The following is a 15,938-nucleotide window of genomic DNA, read 5'->3' on the forward strand; positions in this document are numbered from 1 at the left end:
TCATGACGGGCGGCCGCGCCCCGCGGGCGACTTGGAGCCGGCCGCGTGGCTGTCGGCGGCCTGCCGCCGGTGCGGTTCCCGGCCGGCCGGCTACCGGCCGACCGGTCCTCGGCCGGGGACGTCCGGCCGCTGCCGACGCGGGGCGTCGGTCCTCCAGGCGCGCCCTGATCATGCGGGCGCGCTTCGACGGCGTTCCCGGCCGGCCTCAGAGGAACGGCGTCCCGGCGTCGAGCCCCGACAGGACCCTGCCGTAGAGCTCCAGGTTGGCGGCGGGGTTGACGAACGAGTGCAGGCTCAGGGCGTTCAGGTCCCGCACGATCCGCTGGACGGGCACCTCCCGGTGCAGCGACGAGGCGCCCGATGCGGACCCGATCAGGTCGGCGGCCTCCTTGCACAGCCGCACCAGATAGCCGCACTGCGCCCTGATCCGGGCGCGTTCCTGTGCCGTGTACGGCGCTCCGTCGGCCGCCCGGGATTCGATCAGCTCCACGAAGTCGGCGGTGAGCAGTTCCGCGGAGGAGACCTTCATCTCGGCCTCGGCGTACTGGAGATGGGTCACCGGGGCCTCGTGCTGGCGCTCGTAGAAGGTGTACGTGATGCCCCGCCGGTGGATGCGCTCGCCGAACTCCGTCAGGGCCGCCCGGGCCAGACCGAGGGCGTTCGCGGCCGTCCAGGCGCAGAACAGCAGCAGCACCGGCATCCGGTAGAAGGGGTCGGCGCTGCTGCGCCGTGCCGGGAAGACGCCCGCCAGCAACGGCCCCACCGGCAGCACACGGTGGGCGGGTACGTGCACGTCCTGGGCGACGACGGTATTGCTGCCGCTCCCGGCCAGACCGGTGACGTTCCAGTCGTCCAGCACCTTGAGATCGCTCATCGGGATCGCCAGCCAGAGCATCTCCGGCGGGCCTTCCCCGGTGTCGGACAGCGCGGTCAGCAGATGCCAGTCGGCGTCCTGACAGCCGGTCGCGAAGGGGGAGTTACCGCTCACCACGTAACCGCCGTCCGCCGCGACGGCCTTCGCGCCCGGGATGAGCGTGCCGCCGACCCGGACGTCGGGACCGGTGAAGATCTCGTCCTGGGCCTCGTCAGGGAACAGGGCCGCGATGAACGCGCAGCCGGCCTGGATCAACGCCATGAACCCGGCCGAGCCGCAGGCGGCGGAGACCTCGCTCAGCGCGTCGACCTGGGTCCGTAACGAACTCTGGTAACCCCCGTAGTGGCGGGGGACGTTCATGCGGTAGAGGCCGGCGCCGGCGAGGGCCTCTACGACCTCGCCCGGCACCCGCCGTCGCTGCTCCGCGCGCAGGGCGTGCGAGCGGACGAGCGGCTGGAGTTCGCGTACGCGGGCGACGAGGTCGCCGTCCGGACGAGGTGCTGACGAACCGGCCAAGGGGCGACCTCCGGTCTCGGGCCACAGCAGAACCCTCACCGTCGCGCCGATCCGGAGGACTGTCAACGGCCCCTCGGCTCCCCGGCCGGTACGGCCGGGCGAGATCGCCGGCAACCGCACCGGACAGCAGGACACCGGAGGACGGGACGTAGCGTTCGCCCTCACCTCATTGCAATGGAGCAGAGGGGCAGACGTTGCGTTAGATCCAAACCCACTGCAACGAAAAACCACACTTCACCTGCAGATATGTCGATCTGACGCGACAGCGCAATTGCTCAATCCATGAACGCAACGTAGCGTTTCTCATGTCAGAAACGAAGAGACGAAGGAGCGCACCATGCAGAAGTTCGACACGCCCACCCCGGTCTCCGCGGTCCTCGACATCCCCGCGGGGCACATACGGCTCATCGCCGCCGACCGGGCCGACACCACGGTCGAGGTCCTGCCCGCGGACGCCGCCCGGAGCCGTGACGTGAAGGCGGCGGAGCGGATCGAGGTCGTCTACGGGGACGGCGTCCTGCGGATCACGGCTCCGGAGGCGAAGAACCGGATCCTCGGCGACTCCGGCTCCGTAGAGGTGACGGTCCAGCTGCCCGCCGGATCCCGGGTGGAGGCGAAGGCGGCCCTCGCGGAACTCCGGGGCGTCGGCCGGCTCGGCGATGTCGCCTTCGAGGGTGCGCAGGCCACCGTCAAGCTCGACGAGACCGCCGGTGCCCGCCTCACCGTCCAGGCCGGCGACATCACGGTGGGCCGCCTCGGCGGCACCGCGGAGATCAGCACCCAGAAGGGCGACCTCACCGTCACCGAGGCCGTACGGGGCACCGTCGCCCTGGACACCCGGCACGGCGACATCTCCGTCGGCGCCGCCCGCGGCGTCTCGGCCGCGCTGGACGCCGGCACCGGCTACGGCCGCATCGACAACGGCCTCAAGAACGCCGACGGCGCCGACGCGGCCCTGCGCATCACCGCGACCACCTCCTACGGCGACATCACCGCCCGCAGTCTGTAAGCCCACGGCCGGGCAGGAGGGCCGGCCTGCGGCCGAGCCGGAGCGGCCAGTATGTGGATGGGAAAATCCAGTTCATCAGTGCGCAAATCGATCACTGGATCGGTGGAATCGGCACGGATGCCGGACGGAAAAGCGATCTAGCTTCAAAGGACACGGGGCCGCACGGACCAGAAAGGCATCGAGGCACTCATGCCCATCCCGCATACCGACGTCATGACCGCTGTCGAGTACGACATCCCGACCGCTCCCCCCGGGCCCGACCGCCCTCCCGTCGACGATCTCCTGCTACCGGTCGACGAACTCCCCGAGTCCGCGTCGCCGCCCGAGCAGGTCTGCCGCCGCGTGCGCGACGAGCTGATGCTCGACGGCAACGCACGGCTCAACCTCGCCACCTTCGTGACCACGTGGATGGAGCCGCAGGCAAGGCAGTTGATGGCGGAGACCGCCGAGAAGAACCTCGCGGACCGCGCCGAGTACCCGCAGATCACCGCGATGGAGGAGCGCTGTGTGCGGATGCTCGCGCGGCTCTGGCACGCGCCGTATCCGGAGCAGGTCCGCGGCTGCTCCACCACGGGGTCGAGCGAGGCGGCCATGCTCGGCGGCCTCGCGCTCAAGCGCCGCTGGCAGGACCGCCGGCGCGCCCAGGGCAAGGACACCGCGCGCCCCAACCTCGTGATGGGCGCGAACGTCCAGGTGTGCTGGAAGAAGTTCGCCAACTACTTCGAGGTGGAACCGCGTTACGTCCCGATGGAGCCCGGGCGCTACCACCTCACGCCGGACACGCTCACCGCCTACTGCGACGACAACACGATCGGGGTCGTGACCGTCCTGGGGTCCACGTTCGACGGCTCCTACGAGCCCGTCGCCGACATCTGCCTGGCCCTGGACGGCTACCAGGCCGCCACCGGCACCGACATCCCCGTGCATGTCGACGGCGCGTCCGGCGCCCTGGTGGCCCCGTTCCTCGACCCGGGCCTCCTCTGGGACTTCCAGCTCGAACGCGTCGCCTCCATCAACACCTCGGGCCACAAGTACGGCCATGTCTTCCCCGGCCTCGGCTGGGCCCTGTGGCGCGACGCCGCGGCCCTCCCGGACGACCTGGTCTTCGAGGTCGACTACCTCGGCGGCCGCTCCCCCAGCTTCACCCTCAACTTCTCCCGGCCGGGCGCCCATGTCGTCGCGCAGTACTACAGCTTCCTGCGGTACGGCTTCGACGGGCTGCGGGACCTGGCGGCCCAGAGCCGTACGACGGCCCGTGCGCTGGCCACCCGCATCCAGCGCATCGCGCCCTGGGAGCTGGTCACGGACGGCTCCGAACTGCCCGCCTTCGCCTTCCGGTTGGCACCCGGCACCGAGGGCCTGACGGTCTTCGACGTCTCCCAGGCCATGCGCGCCCGCGGCTGGCACCTGCCCGCCTACACCTTCCCCGCACCCTGCCAGGACGTGTCCGTCCTGCGTCTCGTCGTCCGGACCGGGTTCACGGCCGAACTCGCGGGGATGTTCATCGCCGACCTGACCGAGGTCACCCGCCGGCTGCACACCGCCCGGTCGACACCCCCACCACCGCTCGCCGCACTCAACACCCCCTGATCCGGGACGCGTTCGGGGCCGTGCCGGGCCCGCGGCCGTCCGGGGGCGGTCCGCGCCCGGCGCGGGGGCTCTTTACAGCACTCTCACACAACCCACCCTACGCTTGATGTTTCAAGTGTTACGCTCACGGCCATTCCCCCCACCCTGGCTCAGGAGTATCGCTGTGCGGGACGGCAACGTAGTGGTGATAGGCGGCGGTTACGCGGGCATACGGCTGGCGAAGAAGCTGGACGAGACGGCTCATGTCACGCTCGTGGACCGCAAGGAGGTCTTCTTCCACCGCATCGCGTCCCTGCGCGCGGGGGTGCGCCCGGAGTGGACGGGCGCCCCGTTCATCCCCTACGACAGACTGCTCGCCCATGGCCGGGTCGCCGTGGGCAAGGCGGTCCGCGTCGACACCGGCGAGCGTCAGGTCGTCCTGGCCACGGGCGAACGGCTGCCGTACGACGTACTGGTGATCGCCACCGGCGCCGACTACCCCGAACCGGCCCGCTTCGTCGGCTCCACCCCCGACGAGGCCGCCAAGGCCTTCGCCGAGCACCAGCACAACATCGCCGTCGCCGAACATATCCTCGTCGTCGGCGGCGGCCCCTCCGGCGTCGAGCTCAGCGCCGAGATCCGGCTGGCCCGGCCGGACGCCCGGGTCACCCTCGCGCACTCCGGACAGGAACTGCTGCACTCCACGGGCAGCGTCCGGGCCGGCCGCAAGGCCCGGGCCTGGCTGGAGTCCCACGAGGTGGCGGTACGGCTGGACTCCTTCATGTCCCCCGGCCACGACTTCGCCACCTACCGCGACGCCCACGGCACCGTCCTCGCCGCCGACCTCTCCTTCTGGGCGACCGGCACCACCCCCAACACCCTGTGGCTGCGCCTGGCCGGGCACGGCGACTGGCTGAACGGGACGGGACACGTCAAGGTCGACCGGATGCTCCGGGTCGAGGGCCGCCCGGACGTGTTCGCGGTCGGTGACGTCAACGACGTGGGCGAACTCAAGGTCACCCCGGCCGCGCTCGCCCAGGCCGAGGTCGCCGCCCACAACATCCTTTCCTACCTGCGCAGTTCGGGACGGCACAGCAAGAAGCCGCGCTCCTACCGGGCCGTCCACCGCACCCCGCTCATCGTGCCCTTCGGCCCGGCCGACGGCGTGACCGTGCTGCCGGTACCGCTCGGCGAGAGCGCGGTGCTGGGCACCCGGACCACCGCCATCGCCAAGGCGAAGACCCTCATGACCCCCTACATGAGACGCCAGCTCGGGTACAGCGCGGCCTGACGCCGCCCTCTCCTGCCTGCGCCCGGCCCCGTGTCACGTGACACTTGAGGGAAGCGACCGGCGAGGACCATGGAGGCGAGGGCGGTGATCGCCGTCAATCCGACGGACAGCGCCTCGCTGCTCGCTGCCTTCGGGGCGCTGGCCGTCCTGGTGGTGATCTTCGCCGAGTCGGGGCTGCTGGTCGTCGGCTTCTTCCTGCCGGGCGACACGCTGCTCTTCCCGGCCGGCGTGCTGTGTGCGGCGAACGCGGAGCGCGCACCCCGGCTGGAGCTGTGGCAGGTGCTGGTGTGCGCGGCCGTCGGTGCCGTCGTGGGCGCGCAGGTGGGCTATCTCATCGGACGGCACGGCGGCCGCCCGCTCCTGGTCCGGACCACCCGGCCACGGGTGCGCGCGGCGGCGGTCCGGGCGGAGCTGCTGCTGGCCCGCTACGGCTACGGCAAGGCGCTGGTGATCGGCCGCTTCGTACCGCTGCTGCGGACGGTGCTGCACCCGGCGGCCGGGGCGCTCGGGGTGCCCGTGCGGACGTTCACCCTGTGGCAGATCGTGGGCGGGGTGCTCTGGTCCCAGAGCTTCGTCCTCGCCGGATACGCCCTGGGGTCGTCGTTCTCCGGCATCGACCACTACCTGCTGCCGCTGGTCGGCGTGATCGTCGTCCTCTCTCTGCTGCCCCTGCTGGCGGAGACGCGCCGCCGGCGCTGACCCAGCCCTCGCTGGCCTCAGGGTTCCCAGTGCGCCAGGCGGTACAGGGCCGCGGAGGTCTCGGTGAAGCCGTCGGTGCCGAGCAGGGTGCGCAGTTCGGCGTTGAACCGGTCGATCTCGGGGCGGGCCAACGCGAGTACGCCGACCCCGTGCTCGGTCAGTTCCAGGACGACCGCACGGTGCTCGTCCGGGTGCCTGCGCCGGGCGACGAGACCGGCCTCCGAGAGCCGCCGGACCAGGGCGGTGATACCCGACTCGCGCTGTTGCAGAGCCTGCGCCAGCCGCTGCTGGGTGATCCCGGGCTCGTCGTCGATCGCCAGCAGGGCGCCGAGCTGGGCCGTGGTGATCCCGGCGACGGACAGCAGACGCCGGTCCGCGGTGGTGCGCAACTGGTGCGCGGCGCGTTGCAGCAGGAAGAAGAGGCGCTGGTCGGGCTCGGACATGGGCGGAATCTTGACAGACTCCACGGTCGCGCGCCATTCTCACTTCACTAGTGAATTCAGTAATGAACCGAATACTCGGTGGGGTGGCGAGTGTGAACGACACGCCCGATGACGACATGCCCGACATGGCCTTCGCGCAGAAGATCCTGGCGGCCCAGCCCTTCAGTGCCCTGGTGGGTACGCGGCTGACGGCCTTCGGCGGCGGCGAGGCGACGCTGGAGCTGCAGAACCGGCCGGAGCTGCGCCAGCAGTACGGATACGTCCACGGCGGGGTCATCGCCTATGTGGCGGAGAACGCGATGGCCTTCGCCTCCGGTACCGAGCCCGGCAACCGGCCCCTCACGGCCGGGTTCACCATCGACTACGTCCGCCCGGCGGGCGCCGAACTGCTGCGGGCCCGGGCCCGGGTGGTCCGGCGCGGCCGGGCGCTCGCCGTCTGCCGCTGCGAGGTGTCCAACGTCGCCGCGGACGGCAGCGAGAGCGTGTGCGCGGTCGCCCAGGGCACCATCTCCTTCGCCCCGCCCGTCGACTCCGGGCGGGCCTGACGGCGGGCGTCACAGCCGCCGATGCGGGCGGTGGTGCTCAGTCGAGCTTCTCGACCACCGCTTCGAACTGCCGCACCATGACCGGCACCGACCGCCCGTCGAGCAGGTCCACGACGCGCCTGCGGGCGCTCGCCAGATGCACGGGGTACGCGTCCTGGAGTCGCTTGAGGCCTTCCGAGGTCAGCGTCGCCACATTGCCGCGGGCGTCACCCTCGAAGCGCCGCTTCACGACCTGCCCGCGGCTCTGCAGCGCGTCCACGACACGGGTGATGCGGCTCGCCGACAGGGCGGTGGCCGAAGCGAGGTCCGTCATCCGGAGTTCCTGGTTCTCGGCCTCGGAGAGGTTCATCAGGACCACGTACTCGGTGAGCGTCAGCCCCGTGGACCGCAGCAGATCGTCGTCCAGCGAACGCGGCAGGGCGACCATGACGCGCATCAGGGCACGCCAGAGGCGTTCCTCCTGGGCTGTCAGTGGCTCTTCGGCAGTCATCACCACACAGTAGCGTGCTCAAGCAACGAAGTCGCCCGGGCCGTCGAGCACCGGCGCTCCACCGCGCCCGACGGCCACAGACAGAACGCCGGGGACCGCGTCTAGAGGGGCGTCACCGGCACCAGGCGGCCCCGGGAGATGAGGGACACCGCCTTCTTGAGGGGGCGGACCCGCATGCTGACGCTGTAGGCGTCGATGCCCGGGGTGGCCGCGACCCGGGTGGTCAGATAGCGGTAGAAGTCGTCGGGATCACGGGTGATGACGCTGACCATCACGTTGTACTCCCCGCTGACGGCTCCCGCGAACGGCACCTCATCGTGGCCGGCGAACTCCTCGCCGATCCGCTCCAGACGGGCGGGGGCCACCCGCAGCCAGAGCGTGGCGTTGAGGGGGTAGCCCAGGTTCTCGGGAAGCAGTTCGACCTCGTACTCGAGCGTGCCGGAGCTCTCCAGCGACTCCAGCCTGCGCCCCACCCGGGACAGCGACCAGCCGGTGAGTTCGGCGAGCCGGGTGTGGGTGGTACGGCCGTCCTGGGCGAGGGCGTCGAGCAGCGGGGCGTCCTCGGCGGTGGGGGCCGGCGGGGGTGCGGCGGCGGGCGGGGGCCGTTCCGCCGTGAGCCGCCGTACCTGCTCGGCGTCGAGGCTGTCGCCGTAGCCGGTCCACTCGGCGGTGCCGGGAGCGCCGTACTCGTGGAGCAGCAGATCGATGCTGACGTCCAGGACCGAGCCCGACCTCGGCAGCTGCCGGAACAGGAAGTCGTCGCGTTCCGTGTCGAGCGGCGCGCGGATCACGCAGAAGATCTCGGAGCCGGCCGAGGCCAGGTGGGCGTAGGCGATGTCGGGGTGGCGGGCCAGGGCGTCGGCGAGCGGGCCGACCCGGTCGGGGCGGCAGCGGATCCGGGCCACCCACTGCGCGGAGCCGTACACCCGCGGGTTGACGAGTCCCAGCACGCGCAGGGTGCCGCTGCGGCGCAGGGCCTGGTAGCGGCGTGCCGCGGTCTGCTCGGAGACGCCGGCCACCTCGCCGATCCTCCGGAAGGGCAGCCGCGGAGCGCACTGCAAGGCACGGAGGATCTTTCTGTCCACAAGGTCGAGCATGGCGGAAGTGTGTCACGGAGCCCGGTGTATTTGGAGGCTTTTGCAGCCAGAGGGGCACTTGGTTGGCGGTTGCGGGCGGGCAGACCGGATGCTGTGGCGGCGGGTTTCCCCTCGGAAGCCCGTACGACACAGGCCACCGGGTCCGCCGGTGGTCTCGACCGCGGTGCGGTGCGCCGCGAAGGAGAATCTCCGTGAACGTGACGACACCGGCGAGCGCGCCGGTCGAGCGGCGGGCGGCCACCATCGTCATGGCCTGCCTGGGCGTCTTCGTCGCCTATCTTCCTGTCACCACCGTCTCCGTGAGCCTGCCCGCCCTGCAGGCGGCGCTGAACGCCTCGACCGCACAGCTGTCGTGGGTGCAGGACGCGTTCGTGCTCCCCATGGCCGCGTTCATCCTGACCGCCGGCGTCTTCGGTGACGTCCACGGGCGCAAGAAGGTGTTCCAGGCGGGCCTGCTCTGCTCGGCGGCGGGCGCGGTCACCGCCCTGTGCGCGCACTCGATCGAGGTCGTCTGGGCCGGCCAGGCGCTGGCCGGGATCGGCGCGGCCGCGCTGCTGCCCACGACCCTGGCGCTGATCAGCCACGCGGTGCCGGACCACCGGGAGCGCGGCAAGTACATCGGCATATGGGCCACCTGTCTGATGGCTGCCCTGGCCGTCGGGCCGATGTTCGCCGGGGTGGTCGTCGCGCACTTCTCCTGGCGCTGGATCTATCTGCCGTCCGTCCCCGTCGCGCTGCTCGCCGTCGCCGTCGCGGCCCGGCGGCTGACCGACTCCCGGGCTCCGCACGGCCGCCGGCTGGACTGGCCGGGCCAGCTCACCGCCACGCTCGCGGTCACCGCGCTGGTGTACGGCGTGATCGAGGGCGGCGCGGACTCGTTCACCGACGTCAAGGTGATGGTGGCGCTGTTCACGGCCGTGGTCGCGGGCGTCGCCTTCGTGCTGGTGGAGCGGCGCAGCGACAGCCCGATGCTGGACCTGAGCCTGTTCCGCAGCCCGGCCTTCACCGCCACCACGCTGGTCGCGATGATCAGCTTCCTGGCGATGATCGGGTTCTTCTTCGTGCTCAGCCTCTACTTCGGCATGGTGCAGCGGCTGGACACCCTGGAGGCCGGGTGGCGGCTGCTGACCGTCACCGGGGCGGCCCTGCTGGTCGGCGGCCCCGCCGGACGTCTGATGCACCGGGTGTCGGCCCGGGTGATGATCACCGGCGGGCTGCTGCTCGTCGCCGCCTCCCAGTTCGCCCTGACCGGCCTGGCCGCCGACACCTCCTTCGCCTCGGCCGCCTGGCGCCTCGCGCTGCTCGGCCTGGGCATGGGCTTCGTGATGACGCCCATGACGGCGACCGCGGTGGCCTCCGTGCCGTACCGGCTGGCCGGCATGGCCGCGGCCGGCAACAACGCCTTCCGTCAGGTCGGCGGCGCCCTCGGCCCGGCCGTGCTGGGCGCGCTGCTCACCACCCGGGCGATCGACGCGCTCCCCGGTCACCTCACCGAGGCGGGCGTCACCGGCGCGACGCAGGACCGTATCGTCACGACCGCGCAGTCGGACGGCCTGGGCGCGGTCGCCGACCTCAACCTGGGGGCCCGGACCGGCCAGGCGATGGGCGCGCTGGGCGACTCCTTCCTCGACGGCATGCGGCTGTGCCTGGTCACGGCGGGCAGCCTCACCCTGCTGGCCGCCCTGGTCGCGGTGGTCCTGCTGCGCGCTCCCCGGCAGGAACCGACCCTCAGGGCGGCGGGACACACCACGCCGGAGAAGGCCCCGGCCGTGCAGGACGCCTGACGCCCCCGCCGGGCCGGAAGCCGACAACCCGGTCGGCCGACCAGCCGGCCGGCCGACCAGCCGGCCGGCCGACGGCTCACCGCACCAGACAGGGCCGCTTCGCGTCGAAGCCCCAGCCCTCCACGAGGTACCGCATCCCGGCCGCGTCGTCCCGGCCCGCGCCGAGATCGAGTTCCTCGTGGAGGGCATGGGCGGCGAGCAGCCGGTCCCTGTCGAGGCGGAGTCCGAGCCCGGGGGCGTCGGTGACGGCGACCTCGCCGCCGACGATCCTCGGCGGCTCCGCGGTGAGCCGCTCCCGGCCCTCCTGCCAGATCCAGTGCGTGTCCAGGGCGTTGTACTCGCCGGGGGCGGCGGCCCCGCAGTGGGCCATCATGGCCAGCGAGATGTCGAAGTGGTTGTTGGAGTGGCAGCCCCAGGTCAGCCCCGTCTCGTGGCAGAGCTGGGCCACCCGCACCGATCCGCTCAGGGTCCAGAAGTGCGGATCCGCGAGCGGGATCGACACCGACTGCAGGGCGAGCGCGTGGGTGAGCTGCCGCCAGTCGGTGGCGATCATGTTGGTCGCGGTGGGCAGCCCGGTGGCCCGGCGGAACTCGGCGAGGATCTCCCGCCCGGAGTAGCCGTCCTCGGCTCCGCAGGGGTCCTCGGCGTAGGCGAGCGTGCCGAGCAGCGGCCGGCACAGCTCGACGGCCTCCCGCAGCGACCAGGCGCCGTTCGGGTCGAGGGTGATCCGGGCCTCGGGGAACCGTTCCTTCAGCGCCTGTACGGCCTTGACCTCCTCGGCGCCCGCCAGGACCCCGCCCTTGAGCTTGAAGTCCCGGAAGCCGTAGTGGTCGTAGGCCGCCTCCGCCTGCCGGACGATCGCCTCCGGGGTGAGCGCCTCCTCGCGGCGGATCCGGTACCACTCCACGTCGGCGTCGGGTTCGCGCAGGTAGTCCAGGTCGGTGCGGTCGGGGTCGCCGACGTAGAAGAGGTAGCCGAGGACGCGGACCGAGTCGCGCTGCTTGCCGTCGCCGAGCAGGGCGGCGACGGGCACCTCCAGATGCTGCCCGAGCAGGTCGAGCAGGGCGGACTCGACGGCGGTGACGGCGTGCACGGTGGTGCGCAGGTCGAAGGTCTGCTCCCCGCGTCCGCCCGCGTCCCGGCCACCGAACGCCTCGCCCATCGCCCGCAACACCCGCTTGTGGTCGCCCAGTCGTGCGCCGAGCACCAGCGGCTCCGCGTCCCGCAGGGTGCGCGTGATGGCCTCCCCGCCCGGCACCTCACCGAGCCCCGTCCGTCCCTCGGAGTCCTCGACGACCACGACATTGCGGGTGAAGTACGGGGCGTGGGCGCCGGAGAGGTTGAGCAGCATGGAGTCCCGGCCCGCCACCGGGTACACGGAGAAGCGGGTGACGACGGGCTGGCTCATGGGCGAACGTCCTTACCGGAGACGGGGAGAGGGGGCTTACACACCGAGGGCGTCGAGGATCTGTTCCATGAGCAGGACGCCGCCCAGGCCCAGGACCGCGAGCACGGTCGTGTAGGTCGTACGGGCCTTGACCGCGTCCAGGACCGACAGGTTGAAGTACTCCTTGAACATCCAGAAGCCCGGGTCGTTGACGTGGGAGAAGGCGATCGAGCCGCAGGAGACGGCGAGGACCATGAGTTCAGGATGGACCCCGCTGCCCGCGAGCAGCGGCAGGACGACACCGGAGGCGGTGACCACGGCGACGGTGGCCGAACCGAGCGCGACCCGCAGAATGGCGGCGATCAGCCACGCCAGGATGATCGGCGATATGGACCAGCCGTCGGTGAAGTCCTTGATGTAGTCGGAGATCCCGCCGTCGACGAGCACCTGCTTGAACGCGCCGCCGGCCCCGATGACCAGCAGGATCATCGCCATCGCCGCCGCGGCCTCACGGCAGGAGCGGGCGACCTCCTCCATGGTGCGCCCGACACGCGGCCCGAACGCCCACATGGAGACCAGCAGAGTGAGCAGCAGGGCGACTGGCGCGGCGCCCACGAAGTCGACGAGGTGGATGGCCGGGGTGTCGGCCGAGGTGGCGAGGTCGGTGATCGCCGCTCCCGCGATCAGGACGACGGGCAGCAGGGCGATCGCCAGCGACCAGCCGATGCCGGGCATCTCCTCGTCCTCGAAGACGCGCTCGCTGACCAGCCCCTTGGGCACCTCGGGGTTCATCGCCCGGACGAACGGCAGCCGGGGCCACACCAGGGCGATCAGCGCGCCGACCGGGACGGCGATGAACAGGCCGTAGAACAGGGTGAGTCCGGCGGAGGCGTGGAAGGTGGCGGCGACCGCGGTCGGGCCCGGGTGCGGGGGCAGGAAGCTGTGCATGGTGGAGAGGGCGATGGACATCGGCAGGCCGACCCAGAGCAGGTTCGACCGGGTGACCCGGACGAGGGTGAAGGCGACCGGGACGATGATGACGAACGCGGCCTCGTAGAACATCGTGACGCCGATGATCATGGCCGTGACCACCATGGCCACCTGTACCCCGCGCGGGCCGCTGATCGCCAGCAGTCTGTCGGCGATGCGCTGGGCGGCGCCGGAGTCGCCCATCACCCGGCCGAGCATGGCGCCCAGGCCGATGGTGAGCATCGTGTCACCGATCTGCCCGCCGATGCCCTCCGAGAGGGTGTCCGGGATCTTCTCCAGCGGGATCCCCCGGACCACGGCCACGCCGACGGCGACGAGCAGCAGCGCGACGAAGCCGTTCAGCCGGAGCTTCGTCATCAGGAAGAGCAGGACCAGAACGCTGATCCCTACGACGACCAGAGGCAAGCCAGTTCCCCTTTGAACTGGGCGTCACGTCCATGTGCCTGAATGACGCCTGCATACAGAGACTGCATCTACGTATGGAGACGGAGGTTATGGATGCGGACATGCTCAGGTCAATGGGTGTGCGGGAGGAATCCGAGGTCACCCGGAAACCGGCGGCTCCACCAGGAACACGGTGAGCCATTCGGCGTCCGCCGCGTGGTAGCCCAGCTCGGTCAGGGTGCGGGACGCGGCCCGCATGTGCTCGGCGCCGTAGACGACGCCGACGGTGAAGCTTCCGGACCGCTCGCCCCAGGCCCGGTGGGCGTCGGTCAGGGCCCTGGTGAGCAGCCGGTCCCTGCGGCGCATGACCAGGTCGTCCAGACCGGGCAGGGCGTCCTGCGCCGCCTCCTCGGCATCGGTCAGCAGGTCCTCGGTCGTCAGGTGGCGGGCGAGATAGCGGCGGGTGCCGAACATCCGCATGCCGGCCACCATCGCGGGCACCACCGCGGCCAGCACCACCCGCTCCTGCAACGGCAGCCGCCGGAAGCCCCGTTCGAACTCCGCGCCGCTCATGTCGGGGTTGATCACGGGCACCCCGAGGGAGTCGAAGTCGATGTCCTGCACGACGAGCCCGAGCCGCTCGTGCCCGTCCAGCCGGGCGTACGAGGCCACCAGCGCGTCCGCGCCCGGCGACCCCTCCCCCACCCCCTCCGCGACCACCAGGTCGCAGCGCTCCCGCAGCCGGGACGTGACCTCCCGGTAGAACTGGGCCTCGCCCAGATGGATCATCGGGAAGAGCAGGAACTCCAGCCCCGAACCCGGCCGCCGGAACCGAATGACGGCGGAGCGCACCCCCGCCAGCCCGGTCACCTCGATGAACTGCATCCGGCCCCGCCCCCGTCCCCGTCCCCCAGTTTCAGGGTAGGGGCGCGAGCAGCGATCCCGTCCCGTCCGGGAAGCAGATCTCCACCCCGCCCTCAGCCGTCGGCGTCACACGGGTGCCGGTGCGCAGGGCGTACGGGTCCCCGTGGACGGCCGGATCCGCGGTGAGGACGACGAGGGTGGCCAGCAGCAGGGTGCCGCCGGGGTGGAGCACGGTGAGCAGCGGCGTGGCGGAGTGCTCGCCGAAGGCGTCGCGGCCACGGGCCCGTTCGACCGCCGCGGTACCGCCGGGCGGGCCGACGAGCGTGGCAAGGACCGTGGTCAGTCCGTCCGCGCGCCGGGCCAGCGCCCAGTCGTCCCCGCACTCCGTCTCCAGAGCTGCCGTGTCGTCGGCGATCGCCCAGCCGCCCACCCGTACGACCGTCCCGGCGGGCGCCTCGACCCGATGGACCCGCACCTCCCACGGACCGTGCACCGCACTGGCCGTGGCGATACGGCCCCCGACCGGCGCGTGCCAGGAGGCGGCCGCCCGCCCCTCGGCGTACAGCGGACGGATACGCCCCCGTCGACCGGGAACGTCGTCCGCGAGCAGGGCGATGTGGTTGTCGGGGCCTGTCGGAGTCTGCGGCGCCGTCGCGCTGGAGTAGGCGAACTTCGCGTAGTGCGGGCTGTCCTCGCCCTCGGCGGGCGGTGGCGGCAGCCGGTCCGTCCCGTGGTTGACGAGCCGTACGATCCCGTCGGCGGCCGTGCCGTGCAGCAGCCAGCCCGGCGCGGGCAGGGCCAGGGACACGTCCGCCGTGTCGATCGGGGCGGGCTCCTCGGGTGCCGTCCACACGGGATGGTCGGCGGGCAGCAGAAGACCGAGGAAGGCCTTGCTCGCCCAGTACGGGGAGGCCGGGCCCGAGTAGCTCTGGGTGACGGGGAGGAAGGGCCGGTACCAGCCAAGAGTCAGCAGCCCCCGCTCGTCGGGCACCCCGCGCTCGGCGAAGTGCCGCAGGGCGCCCGACGCCAGCCGGCGGGTACGCCCCGGCGGCAGTGGGGTCGCGTCGGCGAGGGCACCGGCCCACAGCGGAGCGGCGGCGGCGAACCGGTACGTGAGCGAGCGCCCTTGATGGACCGGGGCCCCGTCGCCGCCGAAGAAGTACTGATGGACCCCGAGGAACTCACGCAGCCGCGCACGATGCCGGGCCACGGTCCCCGGGTCCGCCCGCTCCCCCGCGATCCGCGCCCACAGCACCGGATACAGGTGCAGCGCCCAGGCGTTGTAGTAGTCGAACTTCCGCCCGTCCCCGTCGGTGTACCAGCCCCCGCCCCGGTACCAGTCGTCCAGCCGCGCCAGCCCGGCATCGATCTCGCCCCGCCGGTACGGCCCGCCGACAGATGCGAGGAACTCCTCGACGATCACCTGGAACAGCCGCCAGTTGGAGTCGTTGACGACAGCACCGACGAAGCCCGACAGCCACTCGACGACCTGCTCCCGCACCCGCTCGTCCAGCTGGTCCCACACCCACACCCGCGACTCGTGCAGCGCCACCGCCACGGAGGCGGCCTCGACCATCGGCTGCCCCCGATCGGTGATGGGCGGCCAGCGCTCGGGGTGCCGCGGATCGGTACCGGCGGCCAGCCCGGCCGCGTACCGCTCCACGAGCGCGGGCCCGACCTCACCTCCGGAGCCCGCGATACGGAACGCGGCAAGAAGGAAGGACCGCGCGAACCCTTCGAGCCCGTCGGACCACTCCCCGGAGTGACTGACCCGACCGGGCAACCGGTACTGGGCGAACTTCGGTGACGCATAAGGGAGTAGACCGTCCAGAAGCCGATCGGCGGTGTTCTCCCAGTGACCACGGGTCCAGCCGGTAATGGACGACAGGACATGGTCGGACGGCGGCAGCAAAAGGGGTCCTCCTTCAACCGACGGCTTGTCGTGCGCCCCGAAAGGGGCGCGGGGCTGTGTCAATATGCGGCTCCGCCGCGTGGG

14 protein-coding genes are annotated in these 15,938 nt (G+C 71.7%); 6 read left to right on the forward strand and 8 right to left on the reverse strand.

Annotation, left to right across the window (positions count from 1 at the left end; all coding sequences use genetic code 11):
• Positions 1-205: 205 nt before the first annotated feature.
• Positions 206-1,390 carry an acyl-CoA dehydrogenase family protein gene (locus tag ACFZDK_RS27120; protein WP_390976329.1) on the reverse strand — a complete coding sequence of 395 codons (1,185 nt, stop codon included), beginning with the start codon at positions 1,388-1,390 and terminating at the stop codon, positions 206-208.
• A gap of 337 nt (positions 1,391-1,727) precedes the next feature.
• On the opposite strand from ACFZDK_RS27120, the gene ACFZDK_RS27125 reads away from it, so the two are divergent.
• The 4 genes from ACFZDK_RS27125 (at position 1,728) to ACFZDK_RS27140 (ending at position 5,958) form a co-directional block, all read left to right on the forward strand.
• Positions 1,728-2,399: a DUF4097 family beta strand repeat-containing protein gene (locus ACFZDK_RS27125; protein ID WP_390976331.1), complete on the forward strand. Its 672-nt coding sequence runs from the start codon at positions 1,728-1,730 to the stop codon at positions 2,397-2,399.
• Between the two features lie 213 nt (positions 2,400-2,612).
• A complete protein-coding gene (locus ACFZDK_RS27130; RefSeq protein ID WP_390976332.1) occupies positions 2,613-3,989 on the forward strand; it encodes a glutamate decarboxylase in 1,377 nt (458 codons plus the stop codon).
• Positions 3,990-4,152: 163 nt separating this feature from the next.
• On the forward strand, positions 4,153-5,259 hold the full coding sequence (locus ACFZDK_RS27135; RefSeq protein WP_390976334.1) for an FAD-dependent oxidoreductase: 1,107 nt from the start codon (positions 4,153-4,155) through the stop codon (positions 5,257-5,259).
• A gap of 84 nt (positions 5,260-5,343) precedes the next feature.
• The gene (locus tag ACFZDK_RS27140; RefSeq protein ID WP_390976336.1) at positions 5,344-5,958 is read left to right on the forward strand and encodes a VTT domain-containing protein; all 615 of its coding nucleotides are present in this window, start codon (positions 5,344-5,346) and stop codon (positions 5,956-5,958) included.
• Positions 5,959-5,975: 17 nt separating this feature from the next.
• On the opposite strand, the gene ACFZDK_RS27145 is transcribed toward ACFZDK_RS27140, so the two are convergent.
• Entirely contained in the window at positions 5,976-6,401 is a 426-nt protein-coding gene (locus ACFZDK_RS27145; protein WP_390976338.1) for a MarR family transcriptional regulator, read from the reverse strand.
• Between the two features lie 116 nt (positions 6,402-6,517).
• Between ACFZDK_RS27145 and ACFZDK_RS27150 the strand changes: the two genes are divergently transcribed.
• Positions 6,518-6,946, forward strand: a complete 429-nt coding sequence (locus tag ACFZDK_RS27150) for a hotdog fold thioesterase (protein ID WP_390976515.1) — start codon at positions 6,518-6,520, stop codon at positions 6,944-6,946.
• 37 nt (positions 6,947-6,983) lie between these two features.
• Here the strand turns inward: ACFZDK_RS27150 and ACFZDK_RS27155 are convergent, their stop codons facing one another.
• Together ACFZDK_RS27155 and ACFZDK_RS27160 are read right to left on the reverse strand one after the other, a co-directional pair.
• Positions 6,984-7,436, reverse strand: a complete 453-nt coding sequence (locus ACFZDK_RS27155; protein WP_390976340.1) for a MarR family transcriptional regulator — start codon at positions 7,434-7,436, stop codon at positions 6,984-6,986.
• A gap of 101 nt (positions 7,437-7,537) precedes the next feature.
• The gene (locus ACFZDK_RS27160) at positions 7,538-8,533 is read right to left on the reverse strand and encodes an AsnC family transcriptional regulator (protein ID WP_390976341.1); all 996 of its coding nucleotides are present in this window, start codon (positions 8,531-8,533) and stop codon (positions 7,538-7,540) included.
• 191 nt (positions 8,534-8,724) lie between these two features.
• On the opposite strand from ACFZDK_RS27160, the gene ACFZDK_RS27165 reads away from it, so the two are divergent.
• Complete coding sequence (locus ACFZDK_RS27165) at positions 8,725-10,317, forward strand: DHA2 family efflux MFS transporter permease subunit (protein WP_390976343.1); 1,593 nt, start codon at positions 8,725-8,727, stop codon at positions 10,315-10,317.
• A 76-nt stretch (positions 10,318-10,393) separates the two neighbouring features.
• On the opposite strand, the gene ACFZDK_RS27170 is transcribed toward ACFZDK_RS27165, so the two are convergent.
• From ACFZDK_RS27170 to ACFZDK_RS27185, 4 genes are all read right to left on the reverse strand, one after another.
• A complete protein-coding gene (locus tag ACFZDK_RS27170) occupies positions 10,394-11,725 on the reverse strand; it encodes an enolase C-terminal domain-like protein (protein WP_390976345.1) in 1,332 nt (443 codons plus the stop codon).
• Between the two features lie 36 nt (positions 11,726-11,761).
• A complete protein-coding gene (locus ACFZDK_RS27175; RefSeq protein WP_390976347.1) occupies positions 11,762-13,099 on the reverse strand; it encodes a gluconate:H+ symporter in 1,338 nt (445 codons plus the stop codon).
• Positions 13,100-13,237: 138 nt separating this feature from the next.
• A complete protein-coding gene (locus ACFZDK_RS27180) occupies positions 13,238-13,963 on the reverse strand; it encodes a hypothetical protein (RefSeq protein WP_390976349.1) in 726 nt (241 codons plus the stop codon).
• 31 nt (positions 13,964-13,994) lie between these two features.
• On the reverse strand, positions 13,995-15,854 hold the full coding sequence (locus tag ACFZDK_RS27185) for a DUF2264 domain-containing protein (RefSeq protein WP_390976351.1): 1,860 nt from the start codon (positions 15,852-15,854) through the stop codon (positions 13,995-13,997).
• Positions 15,855-15,938: the final 84 nt, after the last annotated feature.

This window comes from Streptomyces sp. NPDC007901, from assembly GCF_042959465.1.
GTDB lineage: Bacteria > Actinomycetota > Actinomycetes > Streptomycetales > Streptomycetaceae > Streptomyces.